The organism is Metabacillus idriensis (genome assembly GCF_050483325.1).
Lineage (GTDB): Bacteria > Bacillota > Bacilli > Bacillales > Bacillaceae > Bacillus_P > Bacillus_P idriensis_A.
This window is the reverse complement of record NZ_JBCMYF010000004.1, coordinates 115,160-130,097: the sequence shown is the minus strand read 5'-3', so window position 1 is coordinate 130,097 and position 14,938 is coordinate 115,160. Positions and strand designations below refer to the sequence as shown.

The following is a 14,938-nucleotide window of genomic DNA, read 5'->3' as shown; positions in this document are numbered from 1 at the left end:
CAGTCGGTTCCGCTTTTCGTTATTGCAAATAAGGTGATTGCTGCTGCAGGTAATCAGCGAACTGCTGGTGGGATTGCTGCAGTTTTTGGCTGTCTGCCGCTTCAAGCTTGTACCAGCCGTTTTTGTACATAAGATTATATAATTCCCTTTGGCAATTTTGAGTTTCGTTGAAGATCCCCTGAATATCCTGATAAAGAGAATCATGGCTCATCTCATTTAGGGCTGTGCAATAAGAATCTGTCATATATTTTTCAGTAGCCAGCAGTTCATTGATAAAGTCCCGGTCATTCATTTGAGGGGTTTTAGGTACTTGTGTTTCAGGATTGCCGATTTTGCTCTGATTTTGATTACTATTCATCCTGCATCTCTCCTACTGAAGCTGAGTCCTGTATGCTTCCTGATTTGGATTTAAATGAGTCAAAATTTTAGAATAATGCTGTTCGTGCATTTTTCCAACCTTCTCGAGCTCGCTTTTTAATTGCTGATCACTGCATTGTCCTGCAAAGAAGTGTGCTTTTTTCATGGCAAGCAAATTCCACGAAAGCATATCAGTCAAATAAAGGTGATCTTTTGTCGTAATGACAGATGGCGGCTGCTGCATCATGCCTTGCTGCGTGCCTGTATTCTGCTGTTGCTGCATGGGTATAACCTCCTTCAAACATTTTCTTCCTTATCGTTCCTCATCCGTGAAATCCTATACGGAAATTCGGCGGCAAGTCTCGTGCAAATAAAGATGGATAATATTCAAACTATTTCAAATATGATAAAGTAACAGTTAATTCTTGGTTCATGCGCCAAATAGAGTGGAGGACTTCAAATGGAGCAATTACTTCGAAGTTTTTTCTTGTTTTTATCAAAGAATAAAAGAATGACAAAGGCTGCAAAAAGATATGGTCTAAGATTTGGTGCAGCACGCTTTGTTGCCGGTGAAACGATTGAACTCGCTGCAGCTGCCATAAAAAAGCTGAATGAGAAAAATTTAGACGTCACAATTGATTATTTGGGTGAATTTGTCGATAACGAAGCGGAAGCGAATGAAATGGCGAATCAAACCATTCAGGCACTAGAAGCAATAGGCAGAGAAAATCTCCGGTCACAGCTTTCCTTAAAGCTGACTTCCATGGGACTTGATATCTCGGAAGAGACAGTGTTGCGGAATATGCGGAGGATTCTGGATTCAGCAAAGACAAACAATGTTTTTGTCACGATTGATATGGAAGACTATTCGCGGTGCGGGAAAACCATTAAAATCTTTAAAACCTTGAAGAAAGAGTATGATAACGTTGGAACAGTCATTCAGGCATATCTGTACAGAACGGTTAAAGATATTGAAGATCTGAATCCCCTTCACCCCAATTTGCGGCTAGTTAAGGGAGCATACAAAGAATCTCCGCGTGCAGCTTTTCCTGAAAAAAAAGATGTCGACGAAAATTTCAAGAAAATCATCAAAATGCATTTGCTAAATGGAAATTATACAGCAGTTGCTACTCATGATGATGCAATCATTGAATTTACAAAACGATTCGTAGCAGAAAATAACATTGCAAGTGATAGGTTCGAATTTCAAATGCTGTATGGCATCAGGACTGAACGCCAGCTCGAACTGGTGAAAGAAGGATATAAGATGAGGGTATATGTCCCATACGGCACAGACTGGTACGGTTACTTTATGCGCCGTCTTGCTGAACGGCCGGCAAACGTTGCTTTCGTACTGAAAGGGATGCTTAAAAAATAAGAAAAAACGCTCAGGATTCCTGAGCGTTTTTTGTCTCATGATGGAGATTATTGTTCTAAAAACCTCAAAAGCTCACTGTTGAATTTCTCTTTTTCATCAAAAAACAAGCCGTGTCCGCTGTTCTCAAAAGGAATAACAAATGAATATTGAATTCCTTCGCTCATTGCCTCAGTGAATTCAAATGGACAGATCTGATCTTTCTTCCCGTGGAAAATGGCAGTCGGAACATTTACTTTAGCTAAATCAGAGCGGCCGTCTTCATCTCGCAATGCTTCTGCTGATTTAATTGTTGCATAGGAGGAAGCCTCAAGTCCGAGGTCATGGAACCATGCCTTAAACTCTTCAGAAAGCTCGCTTTCAAAAAACATTTTTCCGAACTCTGCGAGCATAGCCGGTCTGTCTGTTTGAAGGTTCGTGATAATATCGTCTGTTTCTTCCATGGATAAACCATAAGGATAATCATCTCTTTGTGTGAACAGAGGAGCAGCTGCCGCAAGCAGCATTAACTTAGAAACCTTATGCCCCTCATGTCTTGCCATATATCTGACGGCAATCGGTCCACCCATCGAAAACCCGGCAAGCACGACATTATCAAGCTTCAAATCATCAATAACCGCTTTAACATCGTCCGCCATTGTGTCATAGTCATAACCATCTTTTGTGCGGTCTGATTTTCCATATCCCCTGAGATCGATGCCGATAAAGCGGTAGCCTTTTTCAGGAAGCTCATTCAGCTGATATTCAAACATTTTATGATTCACTGGCCATCCATGCAGGAATACGACTGGCTGTCCTTCTCCAATATCTTCAGCAAATAGTTTTACGCCTTTTTCTACTTCGATAAAGTGTCCCATGTTTTATCCCCTTTTCCTTCAAAATTTCATATGTAAGAAAATATACCCTGTTACAAATACCGCAAAACAGAAAGACGGAGAGTTTGCTGTATAAAAAAAGCCGATTCTCATTAGAATCAGCTTTCATCAGCCTTATTCATGTCCCATGTTTTTCTTTCCATATTGCTGATTTGTACTTGAGCGTTTGCCCCCGCCGTCCATCTCGTTTGTTGGACCAGAGCTGCCTTTTACGCTTGATGCACTTACTCCTGCTTTAGATGGCTGTTTCTTTAATCTTGCCATAATTGGTCACCTCCTGGCTTTTATCCTTCCCGCAGCTGCTTTTTTTCATGCTGCGTGCAATAAATATGTGAATTTTTTGTAAATGTATTGAACAAATTTTCTAAATCTTTTATATTAGTATATAGAGGAATTGATTCCTGACTATTTTTTTCATCAAAAAATGAATGAGCATTCATTCAAATTACCAAAAGGGGGAGCATTCATGGTCCAGCGAATTAAAAAAGCTGCAGTTTTAGGGTCTGGTGTTATGGGTTCGGGAATTGCTGCACACTTGGCAAATATCGGAATCCCTGTTTTACTGCTAGATATCGTACCGCGCACGCTTAACGATATCGAAGAGAAGAAAGGACTTTCTTTAGAAAATCGCTCTGTCAGAAACCGAATCTCGAGTGAAGCCATCCAAAAGCTATTAAAACAAAAGCCGGCTCCGCTGACTGCGAAGGAAAATCTTTCATTGATCGAAGCGGGTAACTTCGAAGATGACATGCACAGATTGTCTGAAGCTGATTGGATTATTGAGGTAGTCGTTGAGAACTTAGATATAAAGAAAAAAGTCTTTACATTAGTCGACCAATATAGAAAACAAGGAAGCATTGTCAGCTCTAATACATCAGGAATCTCGGTTGAGGCAATGGCTGAGGGAAGATCTGATGATTTTCAAAATCATTTCCTCGGGACACATTTCTTCAATCCGCCCCGTTATTTAAAATTGCTCGAAGTCATTCCGACTAAAACAACATCTCCAGAGGTTTTATCTTTTATTAAAACATTCGGGGAAGATGTGCTCGGCAAAGGTGTTGTGGAAGCGAAAGACACTCCAAACTTTATCGCAAACCGAATTGGAACATACGGACTGCTTGTCACTGTTCAGGAAATGCTGAATGGAAAATACAGTGTAGGTGAAGTGGATTCTGTTACAGGGCCGCTGATCGGACGCCCGAAAAGCGCAACGTTCAGAACACTTGATGTTGTGGGACTTGACACATTTGCACATGTAGCAAAGAACGTATATGACCAAGTTGAAGGCAGCGAAAAAGCGGTTTTCGAAATCCCTGAATTTATGAAGAAAATGCTCGAAAATGGCTGGCTTGGAAGCAAATCTGGCCAGGGTTTCTTCAAAAAAGAAGGAAAAGAGATTCTTGAACTGAATCCAGACACGCTTGAATACGGAGAAAGAAAAAAATTAAAGGCGCAAAGCATTGAAATGGCAAAACAGGCTAAAGGTGCAGCGGCAAAAATGAAAGCGCTTATCTATTCTGGTGACAGAGCAGGCCAATTGCTTTGGAATATTACAAGTCCGACTCTCCTTTATTCAGCAGAATTATTAGGTGAGATCGCAGATGACATCGTTGCGATAGATGAAGCAATGAAATGGGGCTTCGGCTGGCAATATGGTCCATTTGAGACGTGGGATGCCATCGGACTCTCTAAGTCAGCTGCAAAAATGGAAGCAGAAGGAGAGAGTGTTCCGGCGTGGATTAAAGATATGCTTGAACGAGGGTTTACATCTTTCTATAAAAAAGAAGAGGGCATTTCATATTTTTATCATGATGGTGATTACAGACGCATTCAGCAAAATGCGAAAGTCCTTGATTTAAAAGATATTAAAGAGAAAAAAGGGGTCATTAAAAAGAACAGCGGTGCTAGCTTAATCGATCTTGGAGATGATGTTGCACTACTTGAATTTCATTCTCCAAACAATGCAATCGGAATGGATATCATTCAAATGATCAATTTCGCAATCGAGGAAGTCAGCAAAAATTACAAAGGACTTGTCATCGGGAATCAGGGCAAGAACTTCTGTGTCGGAGCAAACCTTGCGATGATATTGATGGAAGCTCAGGATGACAACTACTTTGAAGTAGACATGGTTGTCCGCCACTTCCAGCAGGCCATGATGAAGATTAAATACAGTTCAAAACCGGTTGTGGCTGCCCCGTTTGGCATGACGCTTGGCGGCGGAGCTGAAATTTGTCTTCCGGCAGCACACATTCAGGCTTCAAGTGAAACCTACATGGGATTAGTAGAAGCAGGTGTTGGTTTAATCCCCGGCGGAGGCGGCAACAAAGAACTTTACTTGAAACTTCTGAACAGCATCCCTAAAGGCGTAGACTTCGATCTTCAGAATGTCGCAAATAAAGTCTTTGAAACAATTGCTATGGCTAAGGTATCAGCCTCAGCTGCTGAAGCACGAAACAATTTCTTCTTAAATGATAGGGACTCAGTCAGCTTTAATGGAGACCATCTCCTGCATGATGCAAAGCTAAAAGTCATTGAACTGTCTGATAAAGGATATAAAGCGCCTGTCCGCAAAAAGGTTCCGGTTGTAGGCGAAACAGGTTACGCAGCATTGCTCCTTGGGGCACAATCCATGCTTCAATCCGGCTATATTTCAGAGCATGATTTAAAAATTGCGAAAAAACTTGCATATGTCATTGCAGGCGGCAAGGTTCCATTTGGAACTGAAGTGGATGAACAATACCTGTTGGATTTAGAAAGAGAAGCTTTCCTGAGCCTGGTTCAAGAGGGCAAATCGCAGCAAAGAATGCAGCACATGCTTGTTAAGGGGAAACCACTACGTAATTAGGAGGGGGCACTGTTATGAGAGAAGCGGTCATTGTAGCAGGTGCGAGAACACCTGTAGGAAGAGCGAAAAAAGGATCACTTGCAACTGTCAGACCAGATGATTTAGGGGCTCTTGTTGTAAAAGAAACGCTGAAGCGTGCAGGAGGCTATGAAGGAAATATAGATGATTTAATTATTGGCTGTGCCATGCCTGAAGCAGAACAGGGATTAAACTTGGCGCGGAACATCGGTGCTCTGGCCGGACTGCCTTACACAGTTCCTGCCATTACCGTAAACCGCTACTGCTCATCAGGATTGCAGAGCATTGCATATGCAGCAGAAAAAATTATGCTTGGCCATTCAGATACGGCGATTGCAGGCGGCGCAGAATCAATGAGTATGGTCCCGATGATGGGGCATGTTGTCCGTCCAAATGCAAATCTGGCTGAAACCGCTCCTGAATATTACATGGGAATGGGGCATACAGCTGAGCAGGTAGCAAGAAAATACGGCGTCAGCCGTGAAGATCAGGATGCATTCGCGGTCCGCAGTCATGAGCGCGCTGCAAGAGCCATCCAGGAAGGCAAATTTGATGATGAAATTGTGGCAGTAGATGTTACACAAAGAAGTGTAGGCAGCGACAATAAGCTTCAGGAAAAACAGTTCCAATTCTCGAGAGATGAAGGGGTTCGTCCTGGAACGAGCATGCAGATTCTTGCGAATTTAAGACCTGCATTTTCCATTAAGGGATCAGTTACTGCAGGGAACTCTTCACAGACAAGTGACGGGGCTGCTGCAGTGATGGTAATGGACCGTGAAAAGGCAGATGCCCTCGGACTTCAGTCACTGGTGAAATTCAGATCCTTCGCTGTGGGCGGAGTACCGCCAGAGGTAATGGGAATTGGACCAATTGAAGCGATTCCGCGTGCGTTAAAACAAGCTGGACTAAGCTTATCTGATATTGGACTTTTTGAACTGAACGAAGCATTTGCGTCTCAATCCATTCAGGTAATCAGAGAACTGGGCTTAGATGAAGAGAAAGTAAATGTGAACGGCGGTGCGATAGCACTCGGTCATCCGCTTGGCTGTACAGGAGCAAAATTAACGCTTTCTCTTATTCATGAAATGAAGCGCCGAAATGAACAATTCGGAATCGTTACAATGTGCATCGGCGGCGGAATGGGTGCAGCAGGCGTATTTGAATTAGTTTAATGAATAGGAAGATGAAAAAAATAGAGTAAACGGGGGAACCAAACATGTCTAAAACGACTGAAAATGTAATCAAAGGCGGCAGCTTTTTATTAGATGATGTGACTTTTGAAAGTGTATTTACTCCTGAGGATTTCACAGATGAGCATAAAATGATTGCCAAAACGACAGAGGAATTTGTTGTAAATGATGTTTTGCCGCAATTAGAAGATATTGAGAATCATCAATTTGATAAATCCGTGAAGCTGCTTAAGCAAGCAGGAGATCTTGGTCTGCTTGGAGCTGATGTTCCTGAAGAATACGGCGGACTTGGACTCGATAAAATCAGTTCAGCTTTGATCACAGAAAAATTTGCGCGTGCCGGCAGCTTCTCATTATCCTACGGCGCACATGTAGGCATCGGATCTCTTCCAATAGTGCTCTTCGGCAATGAAGAACAAAAGCAGCAATACCTGCCAGACCTTGCAACGGGCCAGCGAATTGCAGCTTACGCATTGACTGAGCCGGGTTCTGGATCAGATGCACTTGGTGCAAGAGCAACTGCAAGACTGAATGCAGAAGGAACTCACTATGTCCTGAATGGAGAAAAACAATGGATTACAAACTCAGGCTTTGCTGATGTTTTTGTAGTCTATGCAAAAGTTGACGGCGAGCATTTCTCAGCTTTCATTGTAGAAAAAGAATACCCTGGCGTATCAACAGGTCCAGAAGAAAAGAAAATGGGAATCAAAGGTTCATCAACTAGAACTCTCATTCTTGAAGATGCGATGGTTCCAAAAGAAAATCTATTAGGTGACCTTGGGAAAGGCCATGTTATCGCCTTTAATATTCTTAACATCGGAAGATATAAATTAGCAGTAGGTACAATCGGCGGATCAAAACGTATTATTGATGTCTCTGTTCAATATGCAAATCAGCGCCAGCAATTTAAAACGGCAATCAGCAGCTTCTCGCTGATTCAGGAAAAGCTGGCTAATATGGCTTCTAAAACCTATGCAATGGAGAGCTCGGTCTACCGTACAGTAGGATTGTTTGAAGACCGCATGAGCCGCTTGTCACCTGAAGAAGTAAAAGACGGCAAAGAAGTAGCTGCTTCCATCGCTGAATATGCGATCGAGTGCTCTTTAAATAAAGTATTGGGATCTGAAACGCTCGATTATGTAGTAGACGAAGGTGTTCAAATCCATGGCGGTTACGGTTTTATGGCAGAATATGAAGTGGAGAGAGCATACCGTGATTCCCGTATTAACCGTATCTTTGAAGGAACAAATGAAATTAACCGCCTATTAGTGCCGGGAACATATTTGCGCAAAGCAATGAAAGGGGAATTGCCATTGCTGCAAAAGGCTCAAGCTCTGCAGGAAGAACTAATGATGCTTATGCCTGATGAGGTTGGCGAAGGCGTTCTTGAGCAAGAAAAACACTTATTGAAAAATGCTAAAAAAATCGGCTTGATGATCGCTGGACTTGCTGCACAAAAGTATGGCCAGTCATTGCAGAAGGAGCAGGAAGTATTAGTGAATATTGCAGATATCGTAAGCAATGTTTATGCAATGGAATCAGCGATCCTACGCACTGAAAAAGCAATCAGCAAAGCAGGAGAAGCAAAGAGTGCTCAAAAACTTCTCTACACTCAAGTATATTGCCAGGAAGCATTTAATGAAATCGAAGCACATGCAAAAGAATCTTTAGTTGCGATCGAGCAAGGGGATACACTCCGCATGATGATTTCAGCATTAAGAAAATTCACGCGTCACACTCCGATCAATGTGATTGCTAAAAAACGAGAAATTGCAGCTGCATTAATTGAAGAAAATGGTTACCGTGCTTAAGCAGACCATAAGAAATAGACCTTTTCCAGCAACGGAAAAGGTCTTATTTCTTTGCGGAATCTGGAATTTAGAAGATCGAAACTTGTGATTATGATTGTCCAAATGATTGTGGTAAAATAATGTTGTTCAATTACGGTTGCAGGTGGTGAAAAGAGTGGCTCTTACGTTTTACTGGTATCCAAAATGCGGTACATGCCGAAAAGCAAAAAAGTGGTTTGAAGATCACAATTTGCAGGCAGAAGATGTACATATTGTCGAAAATCCACCGACAAAAGAAGAATTAAAAACAATGCTTGATAACAGTGGGCTGGAAGTAAAAAAGTTTTTTAATACCAGCGGTCAAAAATACCGTGAATTAGGCATGAAAGAAAAGATTGCTTCTTTATCTGAAGATGAACTGCTTGAGATTCTGTCATCAGACGGCATGCTCATCAAAAGGCCATTAACAACAGACGGCAAGAAAGTTACCGTCGGCTTTAAAGAAGATCAATTTGAAGAAACATGGGGAAAGAAGTAGAAGACTTTTCACTTCAGTCTTTTTACAAATAAACATGATAAAACTTGGAGGTAATAAAAATGAACACACCAAAAGAACTTCGTTATTCTGAAGAGCACGAATGGGTTAAAGTGGAAGGCGAAAAAGTACGTATCGGAATCACCGATTTTGCTCAATCAGAACTTGGGGATATTGTATTTGTTGAGCTTCCTGAAGTTGGAGATGAAATTAAAGCAGACGAGCCTTTTGGCAGCGTTGAATCTGTTAAAACAGTTTCTGAGCTTTACGCGCCAATCAGCGGAAAAGTTGTCGAAATCAATGAAGATCTCGATGACAGCCCGGAATTTGTAAATGAGTCACCTTACGAAAAAGCTTGGATGATCGTAATCGAGCCTAGCAATGTCAGTGATGTTGACAGCTTAATGACTGCTGAGCAATATGTGGAAATGACAAACGAAGACTGATAAAGGACACGGAAAAAGGACACCCTAAGGTATAAAAGGAGGGTGTTCAAATATGTCTTTTGAAAAGAAACGTTTAGATATTACAGATCGGGTTACAGGACGTTTTTCGGCTGGTCAAATGAACTTGTTTTTTGAAAAAGAGCAAATTGGCACAATGTCTTTTGGTCAAAATGGAAATCAGGTTTCATTGAAAAATGGATATGAAGAAGAAAACCATTCCTTTTTCCAGTATGCAGACGTTTTATCAAAACAAGATGAAAAGTATGTAGATTGTGACGAAGAAAACGGCTGGTGCTAATCGAATGGCAGTGGAATGAAATGTTCCGCTGCCATTTTTGTTCAATTTATTTTCTTTTCATATCATTTTAGAAACAACCTCATACAATTCGAATAGGTTATAATATAACACATACTGACTGAATAGGTGATGGCGATGTCTGCAATTGAGGTTGAAAAGGTCATAATCGTTGAAGGAACATCTGATAAACGCAAGGTTCTGAATGTTGTAAATGAACCTGTTGAAATCATCTGTACAAATGGCACAATAAGTCTTACACGTTTAGACGAAATGATTGAAGAGCTGTTTTATCGAGATGTATATGTGCTCGTCGACTCAGATGAATCAGGGGATCGCCTCAGAAAACAATTCAAGCGGGAACTGCCCGAAGCTGCGCATTTATTTATAGATAGAATGTACCGTGAAGTTGCGACTGCACCTGATCAGCATGTTGCTGCAGTGCTTTTAAGCGCAAATATTGATGTTCAGGCGAAATATTTATAATTTTTTTTAAAAAAGGGAGTATCAGATAAAGCAATGATTGAAATTCAGGAAGAACAATTAGATCGTTTTGCTGAAATAGAATTTGGCATTCTTTATCTATACACTCCATTTTGCGGAACGTGTCAGCTGGCAAAAAAAATGCTGACTGTTGTTGAAGAATTGCTTCCGGATTTAACCATCCATACGGCAAACCTGAATTTTCTTCCAAAGCAGGCAATCGAGTGGGGAATAGAAAGTGTACCCTGCATGCTTATTTTTGAAAATGGAGAAGTTGTGCATAAGAAATATGCCTTTCATTCTGTAGAACATATTTATCAAATATTGAAAGAATATGCCGCCTGATAAGGGCGGCATTTGACATATTTCTTGGGAAATAGAAAAGAACGATTATTTTGTCTGTCCAAGTCCAATAAAGTGTCGAACCTTTCTTAAAGGTGTTAATTCATATCAAAACGAATTAATACTTTACGACAGAAAAGAAAAGAAAGAAATGGAGAGACAAAAAATGGACTTATTTTCGTTTGTAGAAAAAATGAATGCGTCTCATTTTATCCAGCCGCTTCTCCCTATTGAAGAATTGAGAATACAGATAACCAGTTCCGGATCGAAACAAAAGTCAGTTCTTCTAGTGCTGAAAAAAGGCACGTGTTTTTTGAGCAGCGGGAATGATCCTCTTTCAGCACATGTACTGGTATCTGGTGATGAAAATCATCTTTCAGACTGTTTTCATACACCGATCAGACTTCTGCAGCTTGCTAAGCTTGGAGCGCTGGAGGTTAAGGGATCTTTTCGGAATGTCTTGAGGCTTGAGTCGATTATTCAGCTGTCTAAATAATTATCTAAAAATTCAAACTATTAATTGACGAATGAAATAATGAAGTGTTACAATTCTTTTAGATTGACTATTTTCGTAAACTTTGTTGCTTTAGAACTGGATATTAAAGGCCCTAATTGGAATGCATCGGAAAGAAACGGACAACATTTATCCTGAAAAACAACAATCTTTGCTAAAACAGCTTTTAGATTTAAGTGCGAATAACCTTATCAAGAGAGGCGGAGGGACTTGGCCCGATGAAGCCCGGCAACCGGTTGATGCAACACGGTGCCAATTCCAGCAGAGCATGGGGAGAGAAAGCTCTGGCAGATAAGAAGAGAATGGTAATTGTACCTCTTCTTTGAAGGGGTTTTTTATTTGATTTTATTTAAGGGAGATGGGAAAAATGGGACAAAATAAGTATCGTCTTGAAACAGTAAATGTACATGGGGGGCTGCAGAAAGATCCGGCGACAGGAGCGCGGGCTGTGCCGATCTATCAATCTAACGCTTATGTTTTTAATGATACTGATCATGCATCCGATTTATTTGCCCTAAAGGAGCAGGGGTACATTTATACCCGTATACATAATCCTACATCCACGGTTTTTGAAGAAAGAGTTGCAGAGTTAGAAGGGGGAGTAGGAAGCCTTGCTGTAGCAAGCGGCATGGCAGCGATCACACTCTCCATATTAAATATTGCGGGAACAGGAGATGAGATTGTCTCTGCCTCAAGCCTTTACGGGGGCACCTATAATCTTTTTCAGACGACATTGCCAAAGTACGGGATTCAGACTAAGTTCGTAAATGCGAATGAACCAGAGAACTTCCGGAACGCGATTACCCCGAAAACTAAGGCGATTTTTGCAGAAACCATCGGCAATCCGAGTCTTCAGATTCTTGACATTGAGGCAGTTGCGAAAATTGCGCATGAAGCAGGAATCCCTTTAATTATTGATAATACCTTTGCAACTCCTTACTTATGCAGGCCAATCGAACACGGAGCAGATATTGTTATACACTCTGCAACGAAATGGCTGCTTGGAAATGGCACGACACTTGGCGGAATTATCGTAGATGGAGGAAAGTTTGACTGGAATTCAGATAAGTTCCCCGGATTTACGGCACAAGACCCAAGTTATCACAATCTGGTATATGCGGAGGTATTGCCTGAAACAGCTTTCATAGTAAAAGCACGGGTTCAGCTTTTGAGGGATTTAGGCCCTGCAATTAGTCCGTTTAATGCTTTTCAATTTAGTTTAGGGCTGGAAACCCTTCATGTAAGAATGAAAGAGCATATTTTTAATACGAGGAAAGTTGTACAATATTTGAATGAGCATCCTGCTGTTAAATGGGTCCTGTACCCGGAAGATGAACAGCACCCAGATAATGCCCTTGCGGATAAATATTTGGCTAAAGGAGCCGGAGCAGTTGTCGTGTTTGGCATTGATGGCGGCCGTTCAGCAGGTGCAAAGGTAATTAATTCCGTTAATCTTTGGTCACATGTAGCAAATGTCGGAGATGCCAAAAGCCTGATTATTCATCCCGCGAGCACGACTCATCAGCAGCTGGATGCAGAAGGATTGAAAAAATCAGGAGTAACAGAGGACTTAATCCGATTGTCAGTTGGAATTGAACATATTGATGATCTTTTAGAGGACCTCGAACAAGCGATTGAACAAGCAACAGGTGTGAAATCATTAATTGAATCATCCGTCTTTTCAAATTAATAAAACACTTTAGGATTGACACCTTCTTTTGACACATGATAAAATCACAAACGTAGTACAAACTCACTGAAATCAAACGTAAATTAATTTAATAAATTGTAAGTCTCTTATCCAGAGAGGTGGAGGGAAAGTGCCCTGCGAAGCCCGGCAACCGTCAATTTTATTGAAAAGGTGCCAATTCACTCAAAGCTGATGTTTAAGCTTTGAAAGATGAGAGGAAGGTTCTTCTATTGATATGCCTTTCTGCTCATTTTTGCAGAAAGGCATTTTTGTTTAGAGATAAGAAAGGATAAAATTTTGCGCTCGATGGCGAGCGGAGTCGCTCAGGCTCCTCAGCCAGAACGGTCCGTAAGCAGTGGCAAAAAGTCTTTTCTGTCGGATCTTATCTGTCATGCCTGAGCTAAACTGGCGCTTGCGCTTGTCTTTTCTCAACATGAACCTGACATATTTCGCGCAAAATGATAGTGAGTTGAATTTTGGAAGAAGGTGAAGTCGTGATTACGTTAAAGGATGTCAAAAAAGTTTTTCAATCCAAAAGCGGAAATGTTACCGCGGTTGATTCAGTTGACTTGGACATAAATCAAGGAGAAATTTTCGGAATTATCGGTTATAGCGGAGCTGGAAAAAGCTCATTGATCAGATTGCTTAACGGACTTGAAAAGCCCACAGACGGTTCGATTCAAGTAGCTGGGAGAAAGATCGATAAAATCCGCGGAGATGAATTGAGAAAAGCAAGACACGAAATCAGCATGATCTTTCAGCATTTTAATCTCCTTTGGTCAAGAACGGTCCGGGAAAATATTTCGTTTCCATTAGAAATTGCCGGAGTAAAGAAAGAGCAGCGGATAAACCGTGTAGAAGAGCTGATTAAGCTTGTAGGACTTGAAGGAAGGGAAGATGCCTATCCATCACAGCTGAGTGGAGGACAAAAGCAGCGTGTCGGCATTGCGAGAGCTCTTGCGAATAATCCAAAGGTTTTGCTTTGTGATGAAGCGACATCAGCACTGGACCCGCAAACAACAGATGCCATTCTCGAGCTGCTTGTGGATATTAACGAAAGGCTTGGTTTGACAATTGTCCTGATTACACATGAAATGCACGTTATCCGTAAAATCTGCCACCGGGTTGCGGTGATGGAAAACGGACGGATTGTTGAGCAGGGTGAGGTACTTGAAGTATTCAAAAAACCTCAGCAGGCTATTACGAAGCGCTTTGTGAAACAAATTACAGAGCCGGACGATACGCAGGAAACAATGGAATTAATTCTTGAGAAATACAAGGATGGAATGGTTATTCAATTAACATTTGTGGGAGATTCAACAGAAAGTCCGCTCATTACGAATCTTATCCGAAATCATCCGATTGAAGTAAATATCCTTCAGGGGAAAATATCTCAAACTCAAAGCGGATCATATGGAACCTTGTTCATTCATATGGACGGGGAACCTGAAGAACTGGATAAGGCGATGGCATTTATCCGCAACCAGGAAGTAGAAGCGGAGGTGATTGCGAATGTTTGAGAACGTTAGATGGGAAAATGTATGGGAAGCAACTAGTGAAACCTTGTTTATGACAGGATTCTCTGTTGCTGCAACCTTTATTTTGGGGATTGTTCTCGGGCTGCTATTATTCTTAACTTCTAAAGGCGGGATTTGGGAAAATAAACCAGTTAATATTATTATATCTGCATTCGTGAATATTTTCAGGTCCATTCCGTTTATACTTCTGATCATTCTGCTGATTCCTTTTACAAAGGCCATTTTAGATACGTTTCTTGGGGCAAAGGCTGCACTGCCGGCCTTGATCATTGGCGCCGCACCGTTTTACGGACGAATGGTTGAAATTGCTCTGCGTGAAATTGATAAGGGAGTCATTGAGGCAGCAAGGTCAATGGGGGCAAAAACATCTACGATCATCTGGAAGGTGTTAATACCTGAATCATCCCCTGCACTAATCTCAGGTATTACCGTAACAGCTATTGCTCTTGTCGGCTACACAGCCATGGCAGGGGTAGTCGGAGCCGGGGGACTAGGAAATCTTGCATTTCTTGAAGGCTTTCAGAGGAATAATAATGCTGTAACAATGATTGCCACAATCCTGATATTAGTCATTGTATTTATCATCCAATTTATTGGAGACTTTATTACATCAAAATTAGATAAACGTTAGGGAGGAAA

Annotated in this window: 17 protein-coding genes and 2 riboswitches; of the genes, 13 read left to right on the top strand and 4 right to left on the bottom strand. The window is 41.4% G+C overall.

Translation table 11 applies throughout. The features are described from left to right. Positions 1-19: 19 nt before the first annotated feature. Positions 20-358, bottom strand: a complete 339-nt coding sequence (locus tag ABEQ24_RS03035; RefSeq protein WP_430005402.1) for a spore coat protein — start codon at positions 356-358, stop codon at positions 20-22. A gap of 12 nt (positions 359-370) precedes the next feature. Beyond that, complete coding sequence (locus ABEQ24_RS03030) at positions 371-640, bottom strand: hypothetical protein (RefSeq protein WP_430005401.1); 270 nt, start codon at positions 638-640, stop codon at positions 371-373. A 177-nt stretch (positions 641-817) separates the two neighbouring features. On the opposite strand from ABEQ24_RS03030, the gene ABEQ24_RS03025 reads away from it, so the two are divergent. Next, positions 818-1,735 (top strand): proline dehydrogenase family protein, encoded by a 918-nt coding sequence (locus ABEQ24_RS03025; protein ID WP_430005400.1) that lies wholly within the window; start codon positions 818-820, stop codon positions 1,733-1,735. Positions 1,736-1,782: 47 nt separating this feature from the next. On the opposite strand, the gene ABEQ24_RS03020 is transcribed toward ABEQ24_RS03025, so the two are convergent. Both ABEQ24_RS03020 and ABEQ24_RS03015 read right to left on the bottom strand, forming a co-directional pair. Beyond that, entirely contained in the window at positions 1,783-2,589 is an 807-nt protein-coding gene (locus tag ABEQ24_RS03020; protein ID WP_430005399.1) for an alpha/beta fold hydrolase, read from the bottom strand. Between the two features lie 132 nt (positions 2,590-2,721). After that, on the bottom strand, positions 2,722-2,871 hold the full coding sequence (locus ABEQ24_RS03015; protein ID WP_083328076.1) for a YuzL family protein: 150 nt from the start codon (positions 2,869-2,871) through the stop codon (positions 2,722-2,724). A gap of 202 nt (positions 2,872-3,073) precedes the next feature. Between ABEQ24_RS03015 and ABEQ24_RS03010 the strand changes: the two genes are divergently transcribed. From ABEQ24_RS03010 to ABEQ24_RS02955, 12 genes are all read left to right on the top strand, one after another. Next, on the top strand, positions 3,074-5,458 hold the full coding sequence (locus ABEQ24_RS03010; protein ID WP_430005398.1) for a 3-hydroxyacyl-CoA dehydrogenase NAD-binding domain-containing protein: 2,385 nt from the start codon (positions 3,074-3,076) through the stop codon (positions 5,456-5,458). A 14-nt stretch (positions 5,459-5,472) separates the two neighbouring features. Then, on the top strand, positions 5,473-6,648 hold the full coding sequence (locus ABEQ24_RS03005; RefSeq protein WP_430005397.1) for an acetyl-CoA C-acetyltransferase: 1,176 nt from the start codon (positions 5,473-5,475) through the stop codon (positions 6,646-6,648). A 44-nt stretch (positions 6,649-6,692) separates the two neighbouring features. Then, complete coding sequence (locus ABEQ24_RS03000) at positions 6,693-8,477, top strand: acyl-CoA dehydrogenase family protein (RefSeq protein WP_430005396.1); 1,785 nt, start codon at positions 6,693-6,695, stop codon at positions 8,475-8,477. A 154-nt stretch (positions 8,478-8,631) separates the two neighbouring features. After that, positions 8,632-8,994, top strand: coding sequence for an arsenate reductase family protein (locus tag ABEQ24_RS02995; protein WP_430005395.1), 363 nt, complete (start codon positions 8,632-8,634; stop codon positions 8,992-8,994). A 59-nt stretch (positions 8,995-9,053) separates the two neighbouring features. Continuing rightward, positions 9,054-9,437 (top strand): glycine cleavage system protein GcvH, encoded by a 384-nt coding sequence (gene gcvH / locus ABEQ24_RS02990; RefSeq protein WP_070874736.1) that lies wholly within the window; start codon positions 9,054-9,056, stop codon positions 9,435-9,437. 52 nt (positions 9,438-9,489) lie between these two features. Beyond that, a complete protein-coding gene (locus tag ABEQ24_RS02985; RefSeq protein ID WP_309194248.1) occupies positions 9,490-9,735 on the top strand; it encodes a YusG family protein in 246 nt (81 codons plus the stop codon). A gap of 135 nt (positions 9,736-9,870) precedes the next feature. After that, positions 9,871-10,218, top strand: a complete 348-nt coding sequence (locus tag ABEQ24_RS02980) for a toprim domain-containing protein (RefSeq protein WP_430005394.1) — start codon at positions 9,871-9,873, stop codon at positions 10,216-10,218. A 33-nt stretch (positions 10,219-10,251) separates the two neighbouring features. After that, a complete protein-coding gene (locus ABEQ24_RS02975; RefSeq protein WP_430005393.1) occupies positions 10,252-10,560 on the top strand; it encodes a thioredoxin family protein in 309 nt (102 codons plus the stop codon). A gap of 163 nt (positions 10,561-10,723) precedes the next feature. Then, complete coding sequence (locus tag ABEQ24_RS02970) at positions 10,724-11,053, top strand: hypothetical protein (RefSeq protein WP_430005392.1); 330 nt, start codon at positions 10,724-10,726, stop codon at positions 11,051-11,053. 203 nt (positions 11,054-11,256) lie between these two features. Continuing rightward, a riboswitch (SAM riboswitch) is annotated at positions 11,257-11,369 on the top strand. 69 nt (positions 11,370-11,438) lie between these two features. Further along, positions 11,439-12,761, top strand: a complete 1,323-nt coding sequence (locus ABEQ24_RS02965; protein WP_430005391.1) for an O-acetylhomoserine aminocarboxypropyltransferase/cysteine synthase family protein — start codon at positions 11,439-11,441, stop codon at positions 12,759-12,761. 104 nt (positions 12,762-12,865) lie between these two features. Next, positions 12,866-12,978, top strand: a riboswitch (SAM riboswitch). 277 nt (positions 12,979-13,255) lie between these two features. Further along, on the top strand, positions 13,256-14,281 hold the full coding sequence (locus ABEQ24_RS02960; protein WP_430005390.1) for a methionine ABC transporter ATP-binding protein: 1,026 nt from the start codon (positions 13,256-13,258) through the stop codon (positions 14,279-14,281). Beyond that, the gene (locus ABEQ24_RS02955; RefSeq protein WP_430005389.1) at positions 14,274-14,930 is read left to right on the top strand and encodes a methionine ABC transporter permease; all 657 of its coding nucleotides are present in this window, start codon (positions 14,274-14,276) and stop codon (positions 14,928-14,930) included. The genes ABEQ24_RS02960 and ABEQ24_RS02955 overlap by 8 nt, the downstream gene beginning before the upstream one ends. Positions 14,931-14,938: the final 8 nt, after the last annotated feature.

Bases quoted from the DNA above. Each gene is read 5' to 3' on its own strand.
- ABEQ24_RS03035 (WP_430005402.1), bottom strand. From the start codon at position 358: ATGAATAGTAATCAAAATCAGAGCAAAATCGGCAATCCTGAAACACAA.
- ABEQ24_RS03030 (WP_430005401.1), bottom strand. From the start codon at position 640: ATGCAGCAACAGCAGAATACAGGCACGCAGCAAGGCATGATGCAGCAG.
- ABEQ24_RS03025 (WP_430005400.1), top strand. From the start codon at position 818: ATGGAGCAATTACTTCGAAGTTTTTTCTTGTTTTTATCAAAGAATAAA.
- ABEQ24_RS03020 (WP_430005399.1), bottom strand. From the start codon at position 2,589: ATGGGACACTTTATCGAAGTAGAAAAAGGCGTAAAACTATTTGCTGAA.
- ABEQ24_RS03015 (WP_083328076.1), bottom strand. From the start codon at position 2,871: ATGGCAAGATTAAAGAAACAGCCATCTAAAGCAGGAGTAAGTGCATCA.
- ABEQ24_RS03010 (WP_430005398.1), top strand. From the start codon at position 3,074: ATGGTCCAGCGAATTAAAAAAGCTGCAGTTTTAGGGTCTGGTGTTATG.
- ABEQ24_RS03005 (WP_430005397.1), top strand. From the start codon at position 5,473: ATGAGAGAAGCGGTCATTGTAGCAGGTGCGAGAACACCTGTAGGAAGA.
- ABEQ24_RS03000 (WP_430005396.1), top strand. From the start codon at position 6,693: ATGTCTAAAACGACTGAAAATGTAATCAAAGGCGGCAGCTTTTTATTA.
- gcvH (WP_070874736.1), top strand. From the start codon at position 9,054: ATGAACACACCAAAAGAACTTCGTTATTCTGAAGAGCACGAATGGGTT.
- ABEQ24_RS02985 (WP_309194248.1), top strand. From the start codon at position 9,490: ATGTCTTTTGAAAAGAAACGTTTAGATATTACAGATCGGGTTACAGGA.
- ABEQ24_RS02980 (WP_430005394.1), top strand. From the start codon at position 9,871: ATGTCTGCAATTGAGGTTGAAAAGGTCATAATCGTTGAAGGAACATCT.
- ABEQ24_RS02975 (WP_430005393.1), top strand. From the start codon at position 10,252: ATGATTGAAATTCAGGAAGAACAATTAGATCGTTTTGCTGAAATAGAA.
- ABEQ24_RS02970 (WP_430005392.1), top strand. From the start codon at position 10,724: ATGGACTTATTTTCGTTTGTAGAAAAAATGAATGCGTCTCATTTTATC.
- ABEQ24_RS02965 (WP_430005391.1), top strand. From the start codon at position 11,439: ATGGGACAAAATAAGTATCGTCTTGAAACAGTAAATGTACATGGGGGG.
- ABEQ24_RS02955 (WP_430005389.1), top strand. From the start codon at position 14,274: ATGTTTGAGAACGTTAGATGGGAAAATGTATGGGAAGCAACTAGTGAA.